At 56.2% G+C, this 16,817-nt stretch carries 13 protein-coding genes and 1 pseudogene; 4 read left to right on the forward strand and 10 right to left on the reverse strand.

Annotated elements, in window-relative coordinates; translation table 11 throughout:
- Positions 1 to 6: 6 nt before the first annotated feature.
- On the reverse strand, positions 7 to 2,763 hold the full coding sequence (secA, locus tag JQU52_RS00060) for a preprotein translocase subunit SecA (protein ID WP_230339190.1): 2,757 nt from the start codon (positions 2,761 to 2,763) through the stop codon (positions 7 to 9).
- Between the two features lie 287 nt (positions 2,764 to 3,050).
- On the opposite strand from secA, the gene JQU52_RS00065 reads away from it, so the two are divergent.
- Entirely contained in the window at positions 3,051 to 3,329 is a 279-nt protein-coding gene (locus JQU52_RS00065; protein ID WP_230339191.1) for a GNAT family N-acetyltransferase, read from the forward strand.
- On the opposite strand, the pseudogene JQU52_RS00070 reads toward JQU52_RS00065, so the two are convergent.
- Positions 3,329 to 3,444 (reverse strand): annotated as a pseudogene (locus JQU52_RS00070) (IS5/IS1182 family transposase); the annotation flags it as partial. The gene JQU52_RS00065 and the pseudogene JQU52_RS00070 sit on opposite strands and share 1 nt — an antisense overlap.
- A 49-nt stretch (positions 3,445 to 3,493) precedes the next feature.
- Between JQU52_RS00070 and JQU52_RS00075 the strand changes: the two are divergent.
- The 3 genes from JQU52_RS00075 to azu all read left to right on the forward strand — a co-directional run bounded on the left by JQU52_RS00075 (position 3,494) and on the right by azu (position 6,789).
- Positions 3,494 to 3,907, forward strand: coding sequence for a DciA family protein (locus JQU52_RS00075; RefSeq protein ID WP_230339192.1), 414 nt, complete (start codon positions 3,494 to 3,496; stop codon positions 3,905 to 3,907).
- Positions 3,908 to 3,980: 73 nt separating this feature from the next.
- Positions 3,981 to 6,002 carry an oxidoreductase gene (locus JQU52_RS00080; RefSeq protein WP_230339193.1) on the forward strand — a complete coding sequence of 674 codons (2,022 nt, stop codon included), beginning with the start codon at positions 3,981 to 3,983 and terminating at the stop codon, positions 6,000 to 6,002.
- A gap of 235 nt (positions 6,003 to 6,237) precedes the next feature.
- Positions 6,238 to 6,789, forward strand: a complete 552-nt coding sequence (azu, locus tag JQU52_RS00085) for an azurin (protein ID WP_230339194.1) — start codon at positions 6,238 to 6,240, stop codon at positions 6,787 to 6,789.
- A gap of 150 nt (positions 6,790 to 6,939) precedes the next feature.
- Here azu and JQU52_RS00090 read toward each other — a convergent pair whose 3' ends face one another.
- The 8 genes from JQU52_RS00090 to ftsZ form a co-directional block, all read right to left on the reverse strand.
- Positions 6,940 to 7,275 (reverse strand): transposase, encoded by a 336-nt coding sequence (locus tag JQU52_RS00090; RefSeq protein WP_230338027.1) that lies wholly within the window; start codon positions 7,273 to 7,275, stop codon positions 6,940 to 6,942.
- 20 nt (positions 7,276 to 7,295) lie between these two features.
- On the reverse strand, positions 7,296 to 7,943 hold the full coding sequence (locus JQU52_RS00095; RefSeq protein WP_230338180.1) for an IS110 family transposase: 648 nt from the start codon (positions 7,941 to 7,943) through the stop codon (positions 7,296 to 7,298).
- A 308-nt stretch (positions 7,944 to 8,251) separates the two neighbouring features.
- Entirely contained in the window at positions 8,252 to 9,172 is a 921-nt protein-coding gene (locus JQU52_RS00100) for an NUDIX hydrolase (protein WP_230339195.1), read from the reverse strand.
- A 9-nt stretch (positions 9,173 to 9,181) separates the two neighbouring features.
- On the reverse strand, positions 9,182 to 9,925 hold the full coding sequence (locus tag JQU52_RS00105) for a class I SAM-dependent methyltransferase (protein ID WP_379061488.1): 744 nt from the start codon (positions 9,923 to 9,925) through the stop codon (positions 9,182 to 9,184).
- 42 nt (positions 9,926 to 9,967) lie between these two features.
- Entirely contained in the window at positions 9,968 to 11,500 is a 1,533-nt protein-coding gene (locus tag JQU52_RS00110; protein ID WP_230339196.1) for a sigma-54-dependent transcriptional regulator, read from the reverse strand.
- Positions 11,493 to 13,079, reverse strand: a complete 1,587-nt coding sequence (locus tag JQU52_RS00115) for a sensor histidine kinase (RefSeq protein WP_230339197.1) — start codon at positions 13,077 to 13,079, stop codon at positions 11,493 to 11,495. Before JQU52_RS00115 ends, JQU52_RS00110 begins: the two co-directional genes overlap by 8 nt.
- A 1-nt stretch (position 13,080) precedes the next feature.
- A complete protein-coding gene (gene parC / locus JQU52_RS00120) occupies positions 13,081 to 15,396 on the reverse strand; it encodes a DNA topoisomerase IV subunit A (protein ID WP_230339198.1) in 2,316 nt (771 codons plus the stop codon).
- Between the two features lie 221 nt (positions 15,397 to 15,617).
- Positions 15,618 to 16,793, reverse strand: coding sequence for a cell division protein FtsZ (gene ftsZ / locus JQU52_RS00125; protein WP_230339199.1), 1,176 nt, complete (start codon positions 16,791 to 16,793; stop codon positions 15,618 to 15,620).
- Positions 16,794 to 16,817 lie beyond the last annotated feature (24 nt).

Raw genomic sequence — 16,817 nt, forward strand, 5'->3', positions numbered from 1 at the left:
TTAAAATCAAGCCAAACGCCCGTGGCATTGTTTGTATTTTTTGCCACTGCCGCAAGGGCAAGGGTCGTTGCGGTGCACCACTTGGCCGCGTGCGGCCAGGGCTTCGGGGCTGTAGTCGGCATTGTCGGCCGGATTAAACGCTTGTCTGGCTAAGGCATCCGCCGGTTGTTGCACGCTGTCGGCCAGTGCCGGATTGGCGTGTTGCTCCAGCACATTGGTGGGCGCTTCGCCAATCTGCTCATGCGCCACGTCTTCGTTGCGCTCAATTTGCACCGAAATCAGCAGCGACGCCACGGTGTGCTTGATGCGTTGCCACAATTGCTCAAACATTTCAAACGCTTCGCGTTTGTATTCCTGTTTGGGGTTTTTCTGGGCATAGCCGCGCAAGTGGATGCCTTGGCGCAGATAGTCCATATCGGCCAGGTGTTCGCGCCATTTGCTGTCGATGATGTTGAGCAACACATTGCGCTCGAATTGCTGCATCGGCTCGGCACCCACCAGCGCCACTTTGTCGGCGTATTCCTGCTCCATTTGCGCCACCAGCCGCTCTTGGATGTCGTGTGTGTCCAGCGTATTGTCTTGCTTGAGCCACTCGGCTATCGAAACCTGCATATTGAAATCGGTGGCCAGCTGGCGCTCCAGCGCGGTCACGTCCCACTGCTCTTCCATGGTGTCCGGCGGGATGTGGGTGTCAACCAGTTCGGCAATCGCATCGCGGCGGATTTCGGCGGCTAGCTCGGCCACATTGGCATTTTCCAAAATATCGGCGCGCTGGTGGTAAATCACTTTGCGCTGGTCGTTGGCCACATCGTCGTATTCCAGCACTTGCTTGCGCATATCGAAGTTGCGGTTTTCCACTTTGCGCTGGGCGCCTTCGATTTGGCGGTTGAGCAAACCGGCTTCGATGGCCACGCCGCGCTCGGGTGCTAGGCGGTTGAGGATGGCGGCGGCGCGATCCAAAGCAAACAGGCGCAGCAAGGTGTCTTCAAACGAGAGGTAGAAACGGCTGGAGCCGGCATCGCCTTGGCGCCCGGCACGGCCGCGCAATTGGTTGTCGATGCGGCGGCTTTCATGGCGCTCGGTGCCGATGATGTGCAAGCCACCTGCGGCCAACACTTTTTCGTGTTCGCTTTGCCAGTTTTGTTGCAATGCCTCGATTTTGGCCTGTTTTTCGCTTTCAGGCAGCCCTTCATTAGCGCTGATGGCATCGATTTGCGGCTTGATGTTGCCGCCCAATACGATGTCGGTACCGCGCCCGGCCATATTGGTGGCCACGGTAATCATGCCCGGCTGCCCGGCCTGCGCCACAATATCGGCTTCACGCGCGTGCTCTTTGGCATTGAGCACGTTGTGGTAGAGGCCTTCTTTTTGCAGCAAAGACGACACCAGCTCGGAAGTTTCAATGCTGGTGGTGCCCACCAATACCGGCTGGCCGTTTTCATGGCGCGCTTTAATATCGGCCACCACGGCTTCGTATTTTTCTTCGGCGGTGCGGTAGATTTGGTCGTTTAAATCTTTGCGCACCATCGGGCGGTTGGTGGGGATAATCACCGTTTCCAGGCCGTAAATGCTTTGGAATTCAAATGCTTCGGTGTCGGCAGTGCCAGTCATGCCCGACAATTTTTCGTATAGGCGGAAATAGTTTTGGAAAGTGATGGACGCCAAGGTTTGATTTTCGCGCTTGATTTCCACGCCTTCTTTGGCTTCCACCGCTTGGTGCAAACCTTCGGACCAGCGGCGGCCCGACATCAAACGACCGGTGAATTCGTCTACAATCACGATTTCGCCTTCCTGAATCACATAGTGCTGATCCAGATGGAACAGGCTGTGCGCTCTCAAGGCGGCCATTAAGTGGTGCATCAGCATGATGTTGGCGGTGGAGTAGAGCGAATCGCCTTCTTTGAGCAGGCCTAGGCGGGTGAGAATGTCTTCGGCATGTTCGTGGCCGTCTTCGCTCAGCAGCACTTGGTTGGCTTTTTCGTCTACCCAATAATCGCCCGCACCGTCTTCGGTTTCTTGGCGTTGCAGCATCGGCGGCACTTGGTTAATCACTTGGTAGAGGCTGATGTTGTCATCGGCCTGGCCGGAAATAATCAGCGGGGTGCGCGCTTCGTCAATCAAAATGGAGTCGACTTCGTCCACCACGGCAAAATTAAGCTGGCGCTGCACTTTTTCGGCCACATCGCCCACCATATTGTCGCGCAGGTAGTCGAAACCGAATTCGTTGTTGGTGCCGTAGGTGATGTCAGACTGATAAGCGGCCTGTTTGTCCCACGGATCCATATTGCTCACAATCACGCCCACGCTTAAGCCCAGGTAGTTGTAGAGCGGCGCCATAATGCCGGCATCGCGGCTGGCCAAGTAGTCGTTTACCGTTACCACATGCACGCCCTTGCCCGCCAATGCATTGAGGTATACCGCCAAGGTGGCCACCAGTGTTTTGCCCTCGCCGGTGCGCATTTCGGCAATTTTGCCGTTGTGCAACACCATGCCGCCCACCAGCTGCACATCAAAGTGGCGCATCCCCAACACGCGGCGGCTGGCTTCGCGGCACACGGCAAAGGCTTCTTCCAGCAAGCTGTCTAAGCTGGCACCTTCGGCCAAGCGTTGTTTGAATTCGGCGGTTTTGGCTTGTAAATCGGCATCGCTCAAGGCTTGCAGATCGGCCTCGCGTGCATTGATTTTGGCCACTACTTTGCGGTATTGTTTCAACAGCCGGTCATTGCGGCTGCCGACGAGTTTTTTGGCTAATTTGGTCAGCATAGTTAATCAAGTCCTGCCCTATCGGGCATCTTTATCGTAAAGGCGTTCGGCACCGAAAGCGGCACCAAACGGCAAATTTTAGCATAAGCAGCGGCCGAATCTGCGATAAATTCAGCCGCATCACATACTGCCCTGTGCACAACCAAGCAAAAACAGCGCCAAGGCTGCCTGAAAGCGTGCACAAGCGTGCATCCACACAAGCACCGTGCAGCTGTATATAATGCTGCTTGACGCTTTTCCAAGCCCACGCACACAAATACCCTACACAAATACCTTCAGGAGCCGCCATGCAAATCGATCACCAAACCACCGCCCACGGCGGCCGCTTCAGCGCCCACGACGGCCAAACCGCGCTGGGGCATTTGGATTACCGCCGCAACGATGCGGTGCTGGATGCGCACCACACTTTTGTTGACCCGGAAGCCCGCGGGCGCGGCGTGGCCGAAGCGCTGCTGAATGCACTGGCAGCCTATGCCCAAACCGAACACGCCACCATCCGCCCCAGTTGCAGCTATGTGGCCAAAAAACTGCCGCAGCTGTATCCGCAACTAGTGGCCACAGAATGATATAGTGAATTAAATTTGAACCAATACTGCGTTGCCTCGCCTAGCCGTACTATCTGTACTGTCTGCGGCTCGTCGCCTTGTCTTGATTCAAATTTAACCCACTATAAAACAATTTCAGGCAGCCTTAGCGCTTGCTCACAAGGCTGCCTGAAAAAGAAGCTTCTATGAACCTCACCCGTTTCGGCAGTAAAAACCAAGGCTTAAACAGCCTCTTGCATCAATCGGCGCAATGGCGGCGTTTGGATGCCCACATCAAACGCCATCTGCCCGCCAATCTGCACAGCCATTTCCACACCGCCTGCGTGGATGGCGGCTGCTTGGTGGTGTTGGCCGCCAACAGCATGGCCGCTTCGCGCCTGCGCATGATGCTGCCCGCACTAGTGCCGCAGCTCCAATCTATTGATTCCGCTATTCAAACGGTTCGCGTTAAAATCCAACCGCAACAAACGCCGCCGCCCAAAGCCAAAGCAGCGCAGCTCAGCCCGACAGCCAAAGCCGCTTGTGCCGATGCCGCCGCACAGCTGGCACACCATCCGCAGCTGGCCGCCGCCTTAAACGCCCTGAGCCGCAAATCATAAGGCTGCCTGAAACGGCAATACTTCATTTTATTCCATATAAACTCCATAAAAACAACATCTATAAAGGACACCCATGACCACCACCCGCCTGCTGGCGCAACCCCTCCCCCTTCACGGCCACACCCTGCGCAACCGCGTGATTATGGGCTCCATGCACACCGCTTTTGAGGAACATGAAGAAGGCGCCAAACACTTGGCCGCCTTTTATGCCGAACGCGCCCGTGGCGGCGTGGCGCTGATTATCACCGGCGGCATCGGCCCCAACGAACAAGGCGCAGTGGTGGAAGGCGGTGCCAAGCTCACCACCGAGACCGAAGTGGCTTGGCACCGCACTGTTACCAGCGCCGTACACGAACACGGCGCCAAAATCTGTATGCAGATTCTGCATTCTGGCCGCTACGCCATGAGCCGCGAGCCGGTAGCACCCAGCGCCATCCAAACACCCATCAACCCGGCACGCCCGCGCGCCTTAAGCACCGAAGAAGTGCAGCAAACCGTGGCCGACTACATCCGCTGCGCCCAATTGGCGCAACAAGCCGGTTACGACGGCGTGGAAGTGATGGGCAGCGAAGGCTATCTTATCAACCAATTTCTCGCCCCCTGCACCAATCAGCGTGATGATGAATACGGCGGCAGCCTCGACAACCGCCAACGCTTTGCCGTGGACATTGTAAAAGGCATCCGTGCTGCCTGCGGCGATGATTTCATCATTATTTTCCGTTTGTCTTTGCTTGACTTGGTGGAAAACGGCTCCACTTGGGCGGAAAACGAAATCCTCGCCGCCAAGCTGGAAAGCGCCGGTGCCAGCATGTTCAACACCGGCATCGGCTGGCATGAAGCGCGTATTCCCACCATCGCCACCATGGTGCCGCGTGCCGCTTTTGCCGAATTCACCGGCAAATTAAAAGCCGTGTCCCGCATTCCGGTGGTGGCCACCAACCGCATCAATATGCCACACACCGCCGAAGAAATCTTGGCACAAGGTTTGGCCGATGCGGTGTGCCTAGCACGCCCATTCTTGGCCGATGCCCACTGGGTGGCCAAAGCCATCAACGGCGACGACAACGCCATTAACACCTGCATTGCCTGCAATCAGGCCTGCCTAGACCATATTTTTGCCGGCAAGCTCACTTCCTGCTTGGTCAACCCGTTTGCCTGCCACGAATTGCAGCTTATCCAAACCCCCGCCGCACAGCCGAAAAACATCGCCGTGGTGGGTGCAGGCCCCGCCGGCATGGCGTTTGCCAAAACCGCCGCCGAGCGCGGCCATGCCGTTACCCTGTTTGACGCTCAAAACCAAATCGGCGGCCAGCTCAATATTGCCAAGCAAATTCCCGGCAAGCCCGAGTTCAACGAAACCCTGCGCTATTTCCAGCATGAACTGAGCAAGCTTAATGTAAGCATGCAGCTGGGCAAAACCGTTCAGGCAGCCGATTTGGCCGCATTTGACGAAATCGTGGTGGCCACCGGCATCAGCCCGCGCACCCCGGCCATTCCCGGCATCGAGCACCCCAAAGTGCTCAGCTATCTGGACGTTTTGCGCGACAAAAAACCGGTGGGCAACTCGGTGGCGATTATCGGCGCGGGCGGCATCGGCTTTGACGTGGCCGAATACCTCAGCCACAGCGGTGCCGACAGCGCCCTTTCCCCGACACAATTCTTGCAGGAATGGCAAATCGACCCCACCATGCAGCAGCGCGGCGCCTTACAAAACCTTCAGGCAGCCTTGCCACCGTCGGCACGCCAAATTTGGCTGCTGCAACGCAAAGACGGCATGGTGGGGCGCAATCTGGGCAAAACCACCGGCTGGATTCACCGCACTACTTTGAAATACAAAGGTGTGCACATGCAAGGCGGCGTGCAATACCTGAAAATCGACGACGCCGGGCTGCACATCGAGCGCAACGGCCAAGCCGAAGTGCTGCCGGTAGACAATGTGATTGTGTGCGCCGGACAAGAGCCCAACCGCCAACTGTTTGACGCCCTGCAAAGCCTGGGCAAACCGGTACACCTGATTGGCGGCGCCGACGTAGCCGCCGAATTGGATGCCAAACGGGCGATTAAAGCCGGCACCGAATTGGCACTGGCGCTGTAACCCAATCCGGCCAAAAAGAAGGCTGCCTGAAAACCGTTTTGCTGATTTATGTCAACCAACTTTGACATAATACAAAGATAAAGGCCGTCATCAGGATTAAGATGTTAAATATCTGTACATACCTATTGGCCGCAAGCCAAGAAACAGACGAACGCTTAAGCTTGCCATAAATACACAGCAGCATCTTGTTTCACGTTGCCACCACTTAGCTGAATTTAACCAAGGAGTTCCATCTATGAAATATTATCTGTCTTTGATTGCCGCCGCGGCTCTGAGCTTGAGCGCTTGCTCACAAGAAGCGCCTGCACCGGCACCGGCCTCTGCTCCGGTGGCTTCCGCACCGGCCACTACTGCGGCACCAACCGCTTCTGAAGCCGCGCCCACTGCCGGTGCCCAAACCGCGGCCTGCGAAGTGGTAGTGGAAGGCAACGACCAAATGAAATTCAACACCGCCAATATCGACATCAGCAAGCAGTGTAAAGAATTCACCCTCACCCTGAAGCACGTGGGCACCATGCCCAAAGCCGCCATGGGTCACAATGTGGTGATTGCCAAAACCGCTGACATTGCTGCCGTGGTGGCCGATGGCGCCGGTGCCGGTGCCGACGGCGATTTTGTTAAAGCCGGTGACACCCGCATTGTTGCCCACACCAAGTTGATTGGCGGCGGCGAAGAAACCAAAGTTACCTTCGACCCGGCCAAACTGGCCGGCGGCGACTACAGCTTCTTCTGCTCCTTCCCCGGCCATGAAGGCCTGATGCACGGCACCGTAAAACTGGTGGACTAATCCGCGCAGCAGCAAACAAAACAGCCCGCATATGCGGGCTGTTTTGTTGCCGGTTATTCATACAGAAGTACCTAATAGTAATCCTAAAAAATAACCTTACAAAATAAAAGCAGTTCAACAGCACCATCCGCGTAGATACCATCTCTCGCATCAAGCCGCAATGGTTATTTTGGCCTGATATTCGCATTGGTGCTTCAACACACCAAAGCAAATCTGTACCAAGCGGCGCATCGCTGCGCCGATGGTCTGCATTTCCGTTTTGTTTCTGGCTTTCAGTCTGCGGTAATGCGCGTTAATATCCGGATTCCACGTTTTTGCAACCACCGCAGCCATATACAACTTAGCTCGTATGACCGAACTGCCCCGCTTGGAAAGCATGGCTTTGCCTTTGTGTTTGCCGGATTCCCGTTTTTTCGGCACCAATCCCAAATAGGCAGCCATTTGCGAGGCGGAGGTAAAATGTTTGCTATGATAGAGCGCAACCATGCGCAATGAAACCACTTCACCTACACCGGGTATGCTGCGCAGTAAAGCACGGTCTTTTTCAAATCAGGATGCCGGTCAATATGTTGTTCGATTTCCTGTGTGATGGTGCTAATCTGCTGCTTCAAATTGGTCTGCATGGTGCTGATGGACTGGCTGACCGCTTCGGGAACAGCGCTGAATCCGGCTTTCTCCATGCGGTTGTCTTCACGCTGCAGATCGCTTTGCAGCGCATCTAGACGGGCTAGTAGTGCGTTGAGCCGCTTGATGTGGGGTGCAGCAGGCTGCCATTGGCGTACTTTGTGGTGCATGAGGCGGTCAATACCGGCTCTGGCCAGTGACTGGCTATCAGCCTTATCGGTTTTGTGCAAGCTGTCGTATTTGGCATAATGGGCACTGTCGGCAGGATTAAGCAGATAAACGGCGATGCCTTTGTTATGCAGATACTCTGCCAATGCTTCATGGTAAACGCCGGTGGCTTCCATGAAAATTTTGAGTAGGCTTAAGTCTTCACCGATGTTTTTATACAGCCATTCTGTCAGTTGGTTAAAGCCTTGGAGGTGGTTTGGCAATGCTTTGGTTTTGATTTTACTGCTGCCAATGTCGCGGATAAGAGCACAATCTAATTTGTTTTTGCTGATGTCGATGCCCAATACTTGGAAGTTCATCATAATCTATCCTTATTTATGCAGTGTCTTGCGGGCGCTGCCGCGCACTTGGATACCATTCAGATTGTAGGATGAGGTGTATGGCAGTGTTATCTACATTTCAGTGTCGGGCACTTGGGTCGGATACAGTTTGCTGCCATACGGGGCGGGAATAATACGCGTTTTACTCACCGCTTGAGAGATACAAGGTCGGATTCTTGAATCCGACGTTTGACCATCGGCCAAAGCGATGTAAGTGCCTTGTTCTGCGAACCAGTGTTGGATTCAAGAATCCGACTTACGGGCTACAATCCATTCAGCCCTTGGCAATATCAAGCCGACACCAACACATCCACACCCCGCCCTTGCCGCAACCACTGCGCCAAAGGCAAGGCTGCATCCAGCAAATTCAGGCGTTCAAACATATCCAGCATGGCCAATAAGGCATCGTTCATAAAGCGTTTATCCAACATGGCGGCCACCACTTCTTCCAGTGTTAGCTGCATAAATTCGGCCACTTCACCATCCTGATTTTGCGGCAACACATCTTCAGGCAGCACCGCATCGAAGATATGCAACCATTCGCGGTGCAGCCCGCGCGATACGGCACGCAAGCTTTGTTGTACGCTTTGCGATTGCAATGGCGTTAACACCGCCTCAGACAGCCCGGCTTCTTCAAAGCCTTCGCGCAGCATAGCGGTATGCACGCTCTCGCCGCTGGCAATGCCGCCGCCCACCAGATTGTCTAGTTTATTGGGGTCCACCGCTTTAAACGGGCTGCGCCGCGCAATCCAAAAACGCCAACCGGCAGCCGTGTGTACCAAGCCGTTGATGTGTACCGCACGGCTGGCCAGCCCCAAAGGGCGGAATGCCGCACGCTCCAGCGCAAACAGGGTTTGCCCGGCCGGATTGCGCACATCAAACGGCTCATTGCGCCAGCCGCTGAGCAGGCCGAGCCGATGCCATTGTTGTGCCATATTTTGCAAGGCATCGGCCAGCGCCAGCTTGTCTGCGTGTTGCAAATCAATGCTGTCTGCCGTTTCCAGCAAAGGCAACGGCCAATCTTGCCGCAGATGGGCGCGCCAATGCGGGTTCAGGTAGCCTAAATGCACGCCGTTTAAGTGCAAACGCGTCCACGCGGTCAAATCAACCTGAAATATGGTTTGCACCAGCTGCCACAAAGCATTTTGTTGCTGCGGGCTGATGCGGGTAGAGAAACTCGGCATATCCGACATGGCGGCACCTGAATTCAAGATAATCGGCTATTTTAACCCATTTACAGGTGCCGCCAGCGGCAAATACACATCAAAGCGGGTGCTTTTGCCCTGATACTGAAACGCCGGTGCCGCGCCCGCCAGCACGGCACCGCCTTGCGGGCGCTTCACCACCACCCGCTTGGTAGCGTGGCGGCGCGCCGTTTGCAGCAGCAAAGCCTCATCGGCAGCCGTTGCCGCCCCCACCAATTCATGAAAATAGGCCATTTCTTTTTTGACTGCGGCCGATTTTTGCCGCTGCGGGTACATGGGATCCAGATACACCACTTCGGGTGCGGTGTGTGCGGGCAGCAGCGCCTGCATTTCACCGGGAAAAAAAGCAATGCGCTCGGCAATCGCCGCCACCGCCGCATCTTCGCGGGCGCGGCGCAAACCGTCGGCCAACAAGGCCGCCACCACCGGGTGCCGTTCCGACACCGTTACCGTCAAGCCCAGTGAAGCCAGCACAAACGCATCGCGGCCAAGGCCGCCGGTGCCGTCCCATACGCGTGGTTGACTGCGATGGTTTACCGCTTTGCCCAGCAGTTCGCCGCCGCCATAAAGCCGACGGTGCTGGGCGCTGCCGTGCACAAAATCCACCCGCACCACGCCTTTTTCACCCGCTTTGGCCAAAGCCAAGCCTTGTTCGTCGGCCAGCAGATACACGCCGCTTTCAGGCAGCCCTTCCATCACCTCAACGCCGCACTCAGCCAGATGCTGCCTGAAAACGGCTTGCGCTGTTGGGCTAAGCATTGGGTGGCAAACAAAATACATCGGGCAGGCCATCGGCACACCTTATTCAATCGACAGCCGTTCCATGCGGTAGCGCATGGAGCGAAAGCTGATGCCCAATAATTTGGCCGACTGGGTGCGGTTGTAGCGGGTTTGCTGCAAGGCCTGGGTTAAAATGGCGCGTTCGATGTCGTCCAAATAATCCTGAATCTGGGTGCGCCCCAATTGGAAATCGGCCACTGCCGCCACGCCGGTTTCGTTGCCGCCCCACACTTCTACCGGTTCGGCGGCCATGACGGCCTGATGGCTGTGGATTTGCAAATCGTCGACATCAATCACTTCATCCTGTGCCAAGGCCACTGCACGCTCGAGGATGTTTTCCAGCTCGCGGAAGTTGCCCGGATAGTTGTAGTGCAGCAGGGCTTTTTGCGCCTCTTTGCTGATGGCCAGCTTGCTCGTGCCTTGATGTTTGCGCAGCAACTGCCCCACCAACCGGGGCAGGTCTTCGCGCATTTCACGCAAGGGCGGCATCGCCAGCGACACCACATTCAAGCGGTAAAACAAGTCTTGGCGGAAGTTACCCGCCGCCACTTGAGCGGCCAAATCTTTGTGGGTGGCACAAATAATGCGCACGTCTACCGTTTTTTCGGTGGCTTCACCAATGCGACGCACGGCTTTTTCTTGAATTGCCCGCAGTAATTTCACCTGCATCGCCAGCGGCAAATCAGCCACTTCGTCCAAAAACAGCGTGCCGCCATCGGCATGTTGGAAAAAGCCCAACCGATCGGTATCGGCGCCGGTAAAACTGCCTTTTTTATAGCCGAAAAATTCGCTTTCCATCAGGTTTTCGGGAATAGCGCCGCAGTTCACCGCCACAAAAGGCTGTTCGCGCCGCACCGACAATTCATGAATGCTGCGTGCCGCCTGCTCTTTACCGCTACCCGATTCACCGGCGATGTACACCGGCACCATGGTTTTGGCCAGCTTGCGCACCATCTGGCGCACGTCTTCCATCAAGGCCGAAGTGCCGAGCAGGCGCGGGATTTCTGCGCTGGCACTGGCCGGTTTCGCGGCAGCGGGCGCTACGGGTTTGGCAGCGGTGGACGCTGCCGGTGCGTTGGCTGGTTTGCCAGGGGCTGCCTGCGGCTTTGGCGCTGGCACGGTGGGCGGCGGCTCACTCGCGGGCGACGGAGCTACCGCAACAGGCTCTTCGCCTTCGTTTATCTTAATCGCCGACTTCACTAGGCTGCGCAATTGTGCCAGCGTAATCGGCTTTTGCAGATAGTCAAAAGCACCGTTTTTCAGCGCCTGCACCGCTTGGTCGGCATTGCCGAAAGCGGTAATCACCGCCACCGGCACATCCAGCCCTTCGCTGTTGATAAAGTCCACCACATCGAGGCCGGAGCCGTCGGGCATGCGCATATCGGTGAGCACCAACGAAAAGCGCCGCTCGGCCAGCTGTTGCTTGGCCGCCGCCACGCCTTGGGCGGTGTAGACCGACAAGCCCATTTTCATCAACGTCATTTCCATCAGGTCGCGGATATCGGCTTCGTCGTCCACCACCAATACCGGCCGTTTCAAGTCTGCATTACTCATTCAATACCCTTGGTAAAATCAGCTCAAACCCATTGGTCTGCGCCCGATAGTTAAGACTGCCCAAATTGGCCTGCGCCAGCTCGCGTGCCACATACAAACCTAAGCCCGTGCCTTCGGATGAGGTGGTAAAAAACGGCTCGAACAGGCGTTGCTGGTGCTCGGGTGACACACCGGTGCCGTTGTCCAACACCGCAATCGAAATTTCGGCTTCACCACGGGTGCGGAACACCACCTGAATGGCTTGGGCATTTTGTTGGCTGTGCCGCCAGGCATTGTTAAACAAATTCCACATAATTTGCTGTAAGTGCATGGGGTCGCACCATACCAACAGCTTACCGTCGGAAACCTTTAAAGTGATGCTGTTTTTTGCCTGCGGCTTGGTGAGCAAAAATTCCTGCTTGAAGGCGCGCCAGAACATCATTAAATCCACGGCTTGCTTTTGTGCACGATCGCTTTTGTTCAGCGCCCCCACATCTTCGAGCATTTTGTCGATGCGGGCAATATTGCTGTCAATCATATTGTTAAGACGGCTACGCAAAGGATCTTGTTCTTCCTCTTGCAATAGCCCATTGGCTTGGCGGATGGCCGATAAAGGATTGCGGATTTCGTGTGCCAGATTGGCGGTGAGCTGCCCCAGCGCCGCCAGTTTCAATGCCATCGCCTCTTGTGCCAAGTCTTGTTCCCAACGGATAAACAACATCAACAAGGGAATATCGCCATCGGCAAACGGGCGTGCACGTACACGCACAGCGTGCTCCTGGATGTGGGTATCCATTTCAAAAACTTGCCGCGGCCAGCGGCTCCAATGATGATGCTGCTGCCTGAACAGCTTGGTGACGGTGTCTTCGGCCAGCGAAGGAAAATAAAACCGCGCCTGCTGGTTGAGTAAGCGCACTTTGCCGCCTTCGTCGAGCACCACCACCGCTTCACGCACATGATTGAGCGCCAGATCGGTGAGGCCGCGAAAGCGGTCGAGCAAGCGTGCTTGCTGATTATATGCCAGCCGTGAACGTGCCAAATACGCCGCCGCAAAAGCGGTGAGTACCGCCACCAAATAACACCCGGCCACCAGCATAATGGCATTCAGCCACAGCTTGGCATCTTGCGCTTCTTGCCCACTATGGCTAGACCAATAAGCCAACAACACAATCAATAGTGAAGCATAGCTGGCATACAGCAATGAATAGCGCCCTTGGCTGAGCAAGCAGGCGGTGGTGATAAAGGGCAGCATCAAAATGCCAAAGCTACTGTCGATGCCGCCGGCCAGATACATCAGCCAAGCCATCATGGTGATGTCGGCCACCGCATTGGCATTGGGCATGGCCGTACCCTGGTTTTGCCATTGCGGCACCAGCAAAGTGGCCACAATCAGGCCGATGTACACCAATACCCAAGTATAAAACTGAGCACCCTGAAAAATGGGCAGGCTACTGCGAATGGCGCCGTTGTCCAACATCAGCTGGCTGAGCACATGGAAGGTGAGCAAAGACAACAACAGGCTGAAGCGGCCGATGTTAATCAGGCCGGGCAGTTTATCCAAGGCATTTTGCCAATGCAGCCGTGTTGTGGCTTCGGTCATATCAGTCTCCATCGGCCTCTGCCAAGCCGCTTAGGCTGCCTGAAAGGTTGAGCGGCTTGCCTTTGTGGCCGCGTTTATGGCGGATATCCTGCACGCGCAGGATGTCGCGGTATTCACCGCCACGCTTGCCTTGGCTGCTTACCACAAATCGTGCCGCCGCCGTTACCAGTACATGCGCCAAATGGCTGCCGTCGGCCAAATTCATCAATTGCAGGCCGCGGCCTTTGGCCATTACTTTCAATTCGCTCAAATCAAATGCCAACAAACGCTGCTCGCTGGAAGCCAGCAGCAAATGCACGCCACTGTCCGCGGCCAGCCATGCCGCGGCCAGCGGCACGGGCGGCAGCAATTGCTCGGCGGCGTTCAGCGTGACCACCACTTTACCCGCCTTCACCCGCCCCAGCATATCGGCCAGCCGCGCCACAAAGCCGTAGCCGCCGCTGTGGGCCAACAGATAATGTTGTTCAGGCAGCCCCGTCATCAAGGCCACGATTTTGGCGCCCACGGGCAATCCAATCAGCGACGCCACCGGCACACCGTCGCCACGGCCACCGGGGATTTCCGCCGCATCAATGGTGTAGGTGCGGCCATGCGAATCGAGCACCACCAGCGGCCACACCGTGCGTCCTTCCAGCACTTGCTGCTCGGCATCGCCTTCTTTATACGCAGTTTGGCTCAAATCCAGATTGTGTCCGGCGCGCGCGCGTAGCCAGCCTTGTTGCGACAAAATCAGCGTAATCGGCTCATCGGCAGTGGTTTGGGTGAGTGCGGCGCGCTCGGCTTCTTCAATCAAGGTGCGGCGCGCATCGCCGAATTGTTTGGCATCAGCCTGCATTTCTTTGATGATTTGGCGTTTTTTGGCGCCTTCATCTTGCAGCAAATGGTTGAGGCCGTCGCGCTCCTCTTGCAACTTATTCAGCTCGGTTTCCAGCTTAATCCACTCCAACCGCGCCAGCTGGCGTAAGCGGATTTCCAAAATATCTTCGGCCTGGGTTTCACTTAGGGCAAAAGCCGCCATCAATTCCGGCTTGGGCTCGTCCGACTCGCGGATCACCCGAATCACCTCATCGATATGTAAAAACGCCGTCATCCGCCCTGCTAAAATATGAATGCGCTTTTCTACTTGTGACAAACGGTGTTGCAAGCGGCGGGTAACGGTGTGCACGCGGAAGTCCAGCCATTCCTGCAAGATAGTGGCCAGATTTTTCTGCGCCGGGCGGTTGTCGCGCCCCATCATCACCAGATTGAGCGATACATTGCCTTCCAGCCCGGTTTGCGCCATCAGCGTATTCATAAATTCATCGGGGTCGATGCGGCTGGATTTGGGCTCGAACACCAGCCGCACCGGTGCTTCGCTGTCGGATTCGTCGCGCACACGCTCCAGCAGCGACAACATCAGCGCGCGGGTGTTTTGCTGCTCTTGGCTCAGGGTTTTCTTGCCCGCCTTGGGCTTGGGATTGGTTTGCTCTTCAATGCTGGCGAGGATTTTTTGCGCCGAAGTACCCGGCGGCAATTCACGCACCACCACCCGCCACTGCCCACGCGCCAGTTTTTCCACTTCATAACGTGCGCGCACCCGCACGCTGCCACGGCCGGCCGCATAAATCGCCAGCAAATCGGCGCGCGGGGTGATAATCTGGCCGCCGCCGGCAAAATCCGGCCCTTGGATGTATTCCATCAGCGCGGCGGTATCCAGCCCCGGCTTTTTCAGCAATGCAATCGCAGCGGCGGTGACTTCGGCCAAGTTGTGCGAGGGAATCTCAGTGGCCATGCCCACCGCAATGCCGGAAGCGCCGTTGAGCAACACCATCGGCAAACGGGCGGGCAGCACGGTGGGCTCTTCAAACGCACCGTCGTAATTGGGCACAAAATCCACCGTACCCATGTCGATTTCCGACAGCAGCAATTCGGCCAACGGGGTGAGCCGCGCTTCGGTATAGCGCATCGCCGCCGCGCCGTCGCCATCGCGCGAGCCGAAATTGCCCACGCCGTCGATTAAGGGGTAGCGCAGGGTAAAGTCTTGCGCCATGCGCACCATGGCATCGTAGGCGGAAGCATCGCCGTGAGGATGATATTTACCCAAAATTTCACCCACCACCCTCGCCGACTTCACCGGCTTGGCATTGGGGCTTAAGCCCATGTCTTTCATGGCATATAGGATGCGCCGCTGCACCGGCTTCTGGCCGTCGGCCACATCCGGCAAAGCACGGCCTTTCACCACGCTCATGGCGTATTCGAGATAGGCGCGCTCGGCATATTGGCCGAGCAATAAGTGGTCGTCGCCAAGCACGGCGAGGGTATCGGTGTGTTCGTTCATAACCATCAAAGTTGGGGTGTCAGAATTCAGGTGCCAGGCATCGGGAATCAGGCATGGCGATGAATTGCAGGCCTACGCCTGATTTCTGAAACCTGATTCCTGACACCTGAATAAGGCTGCCTGAAAACAAAAGACTATTGTAAAGGAATTTATAAACAAAATAACAGCAGACAACAAAAAACCTGCCCGGAGGCCGGGCAGGTTGATGAAGGCGCATTGGCTTAATCCGCTTGGCGGCGGATAACGGCCGGAATTTCAAAATCATCCAATACCGATTGATTGGCAAAATCAGACGCCGCCAAATTCAAACTACGGGCGCTGCGGCCGGAGCGAATCACGCTGTCGATATCGGGAAAGCCGCCATCGGTGCCGGTGGCCTGCTGGGTTTTCACCATGCGCAAATTGTGGTTTTGCGGCGCAGCTTTGTGCTGCTCATGCAAGCCGGTGGCGATAATGGTCACGCGGATGTCGCTCTCGTCCATGCTTTCGTCTTCGGCAGTGCCGTATTTGCGCTCGGCGTCCGGATGGGCATATTCGCCCACCACAGTCATGATTTCCTTGTATTCCGACATTTTCAGGCAGCCCGGTGCGGTGGTGATGTTCACCAGCACGCCGCGTGCGCCATCAAGCGTTACGTCATCAAGCAAGGGGCTGGCAATGGCGGCTTCGGTGGCGATACGGGCGCGGTCTACACCATGCGCACTGCCGGAGCCCATCATGGCCATGCCCATAATGCCCATCACATTGCGCACGTCGGCAAAGTCCAAGTTGATGATGCCGGGGCTGGTCACCACTTCGGAAATCCCGGCCACGGCATTGCGCAGCACATTGTCGGCCGCGCGGAAGGCTTCGCGTACAGTGACGTCTTCGCCCAGTGCTGTCATCAGCTTGTCGTTGGGAATCACAATCAGCGAATCAACAGCATTTTTCAATGCCTCCAAACCTTCTTTGGCAATCTGGATGCGTTTGCCTTCATGTTCAAACGGGCGGGTCACCACCGCCACGGTGAGAATACCCATATCGCGGGCGATTTCAGCCACTACGGGCGCTGCGCCGGTGCCGGTACCGCCGCCCATGCCGGTGGTGATAAACACCATATTGGCACCGCGCAAGGCATCGGTAATGGCTTCGCGGTCTTCCATCGCCGCATTGCGACCTACTTCCGGATTGGCGCCGGCGCCGAGGCCTTTGGTTAAATTGGTGCCCAATTGGATACGCTTGGGTGCTTGGTTGCCCTGCAAAGACTGTGCATCGGTGTTGGCGCTGATAAATTCAACCCCTTGCACTGCATTTAAAATCATATTGTTAATCGCATTACAGCCACCGCCGCCAATGCCGATCACTTTAATTACCGCAGGGCTTGCCGCTGCTTCCACCACATCATAAACCAATTGCATATATTCTCTCCTTAAAGCCATGTC

Origin of the sequence: Paralysiella testudinis, from assembly GCF_016894345.1 — a bacterium.
Classification (GTDB): domain Bacteria; phylum Pseudomonadota; class Gammaproteobacteria; order Burkholderiales; family Neisseriaceae; genus Paralysiella; species Paralysiella testudinis.

Coding starts and splice junctions, on each gene's coding strand:
- JQU52_RS00090 (WP_230338027.1), bottom strand. CDS start 7,275: ATGGTTGCGCTCTATCATAGCAAACATTTTACCTCCGCCTCGCAAATG.
- secA (WP_230339190.1), bottom strand. CDS start 2,763: ATGCTGACCAAATTAGCCAAAAAACTCGTCGGCAGCCGCAATGACCGG.
- JQU52_RS00075 (WP_230339192.1), top strand. CDS start 3,494: ATGAACCTCACCCGTTTCGGCAGTAAAAACCAAGGCTTAAACAGCCTC.
- JQU52_RS00115 (WP_230339197.1), bottom strand. CDS start 13,079: ATGACCGAAGCCACAACACGGCTGCATTGGCAAAATGCCTTGGATAAA.
- JQU52_RS00095 (WP_230338180.1), bottom strand. CDS start 7,943: ATGATGAACTTCCAAGTATTGGGCATCGACATCAGCAAAAACAAATTA.
- JQU52_RS00105 (WP_379061488.1), bottom strand. CDS start 9,925: ATGCTTAGCCCAACAGCGCAAGCCGTTTTCAGGCAGCATCTGGCTGAG.
- azu (WP_230339194.1), top strand. CDS start 6,238: ATGAAATATTATCTGTCTTTGATTGCCGCCGCGGCTCTGAGCTTGAGC.
- ftsZ (WP_230339199.1), bottom strand. CDS start 16,793: ATGCAATTGGTTTATGATGTGGTGGAAGCAGCGGCAAGCCCTGCGGTA.
- JQU52_RS00065 (WP_230339191.1), top strand. CDS start 3,051: ATGCAAATCGATCACCAAACCACCGCCCACGGCGGCCGCTTCAGCGCC.
- JQU52_RS00080 (WP_230339193.1), top strand. CDS start 3,981: ATGACCACCACCCGCCTGCTGGCGCAACCCCTCCCCCTTCACGGCCAC.
- JQU52_RS00110 (WP_230339196.1), bottom strand. CDS start 11,500: ATGAGTAATGCAGACTTGAAACGGCCGGTATTGGTGGTGGACGACGAA.
- parC (WP_230339198.1), bottom strand. CDS start 15,396: ATGAACGAACACACCGATACCCTCGCCGTGCTTGGCGACGACCACTTA.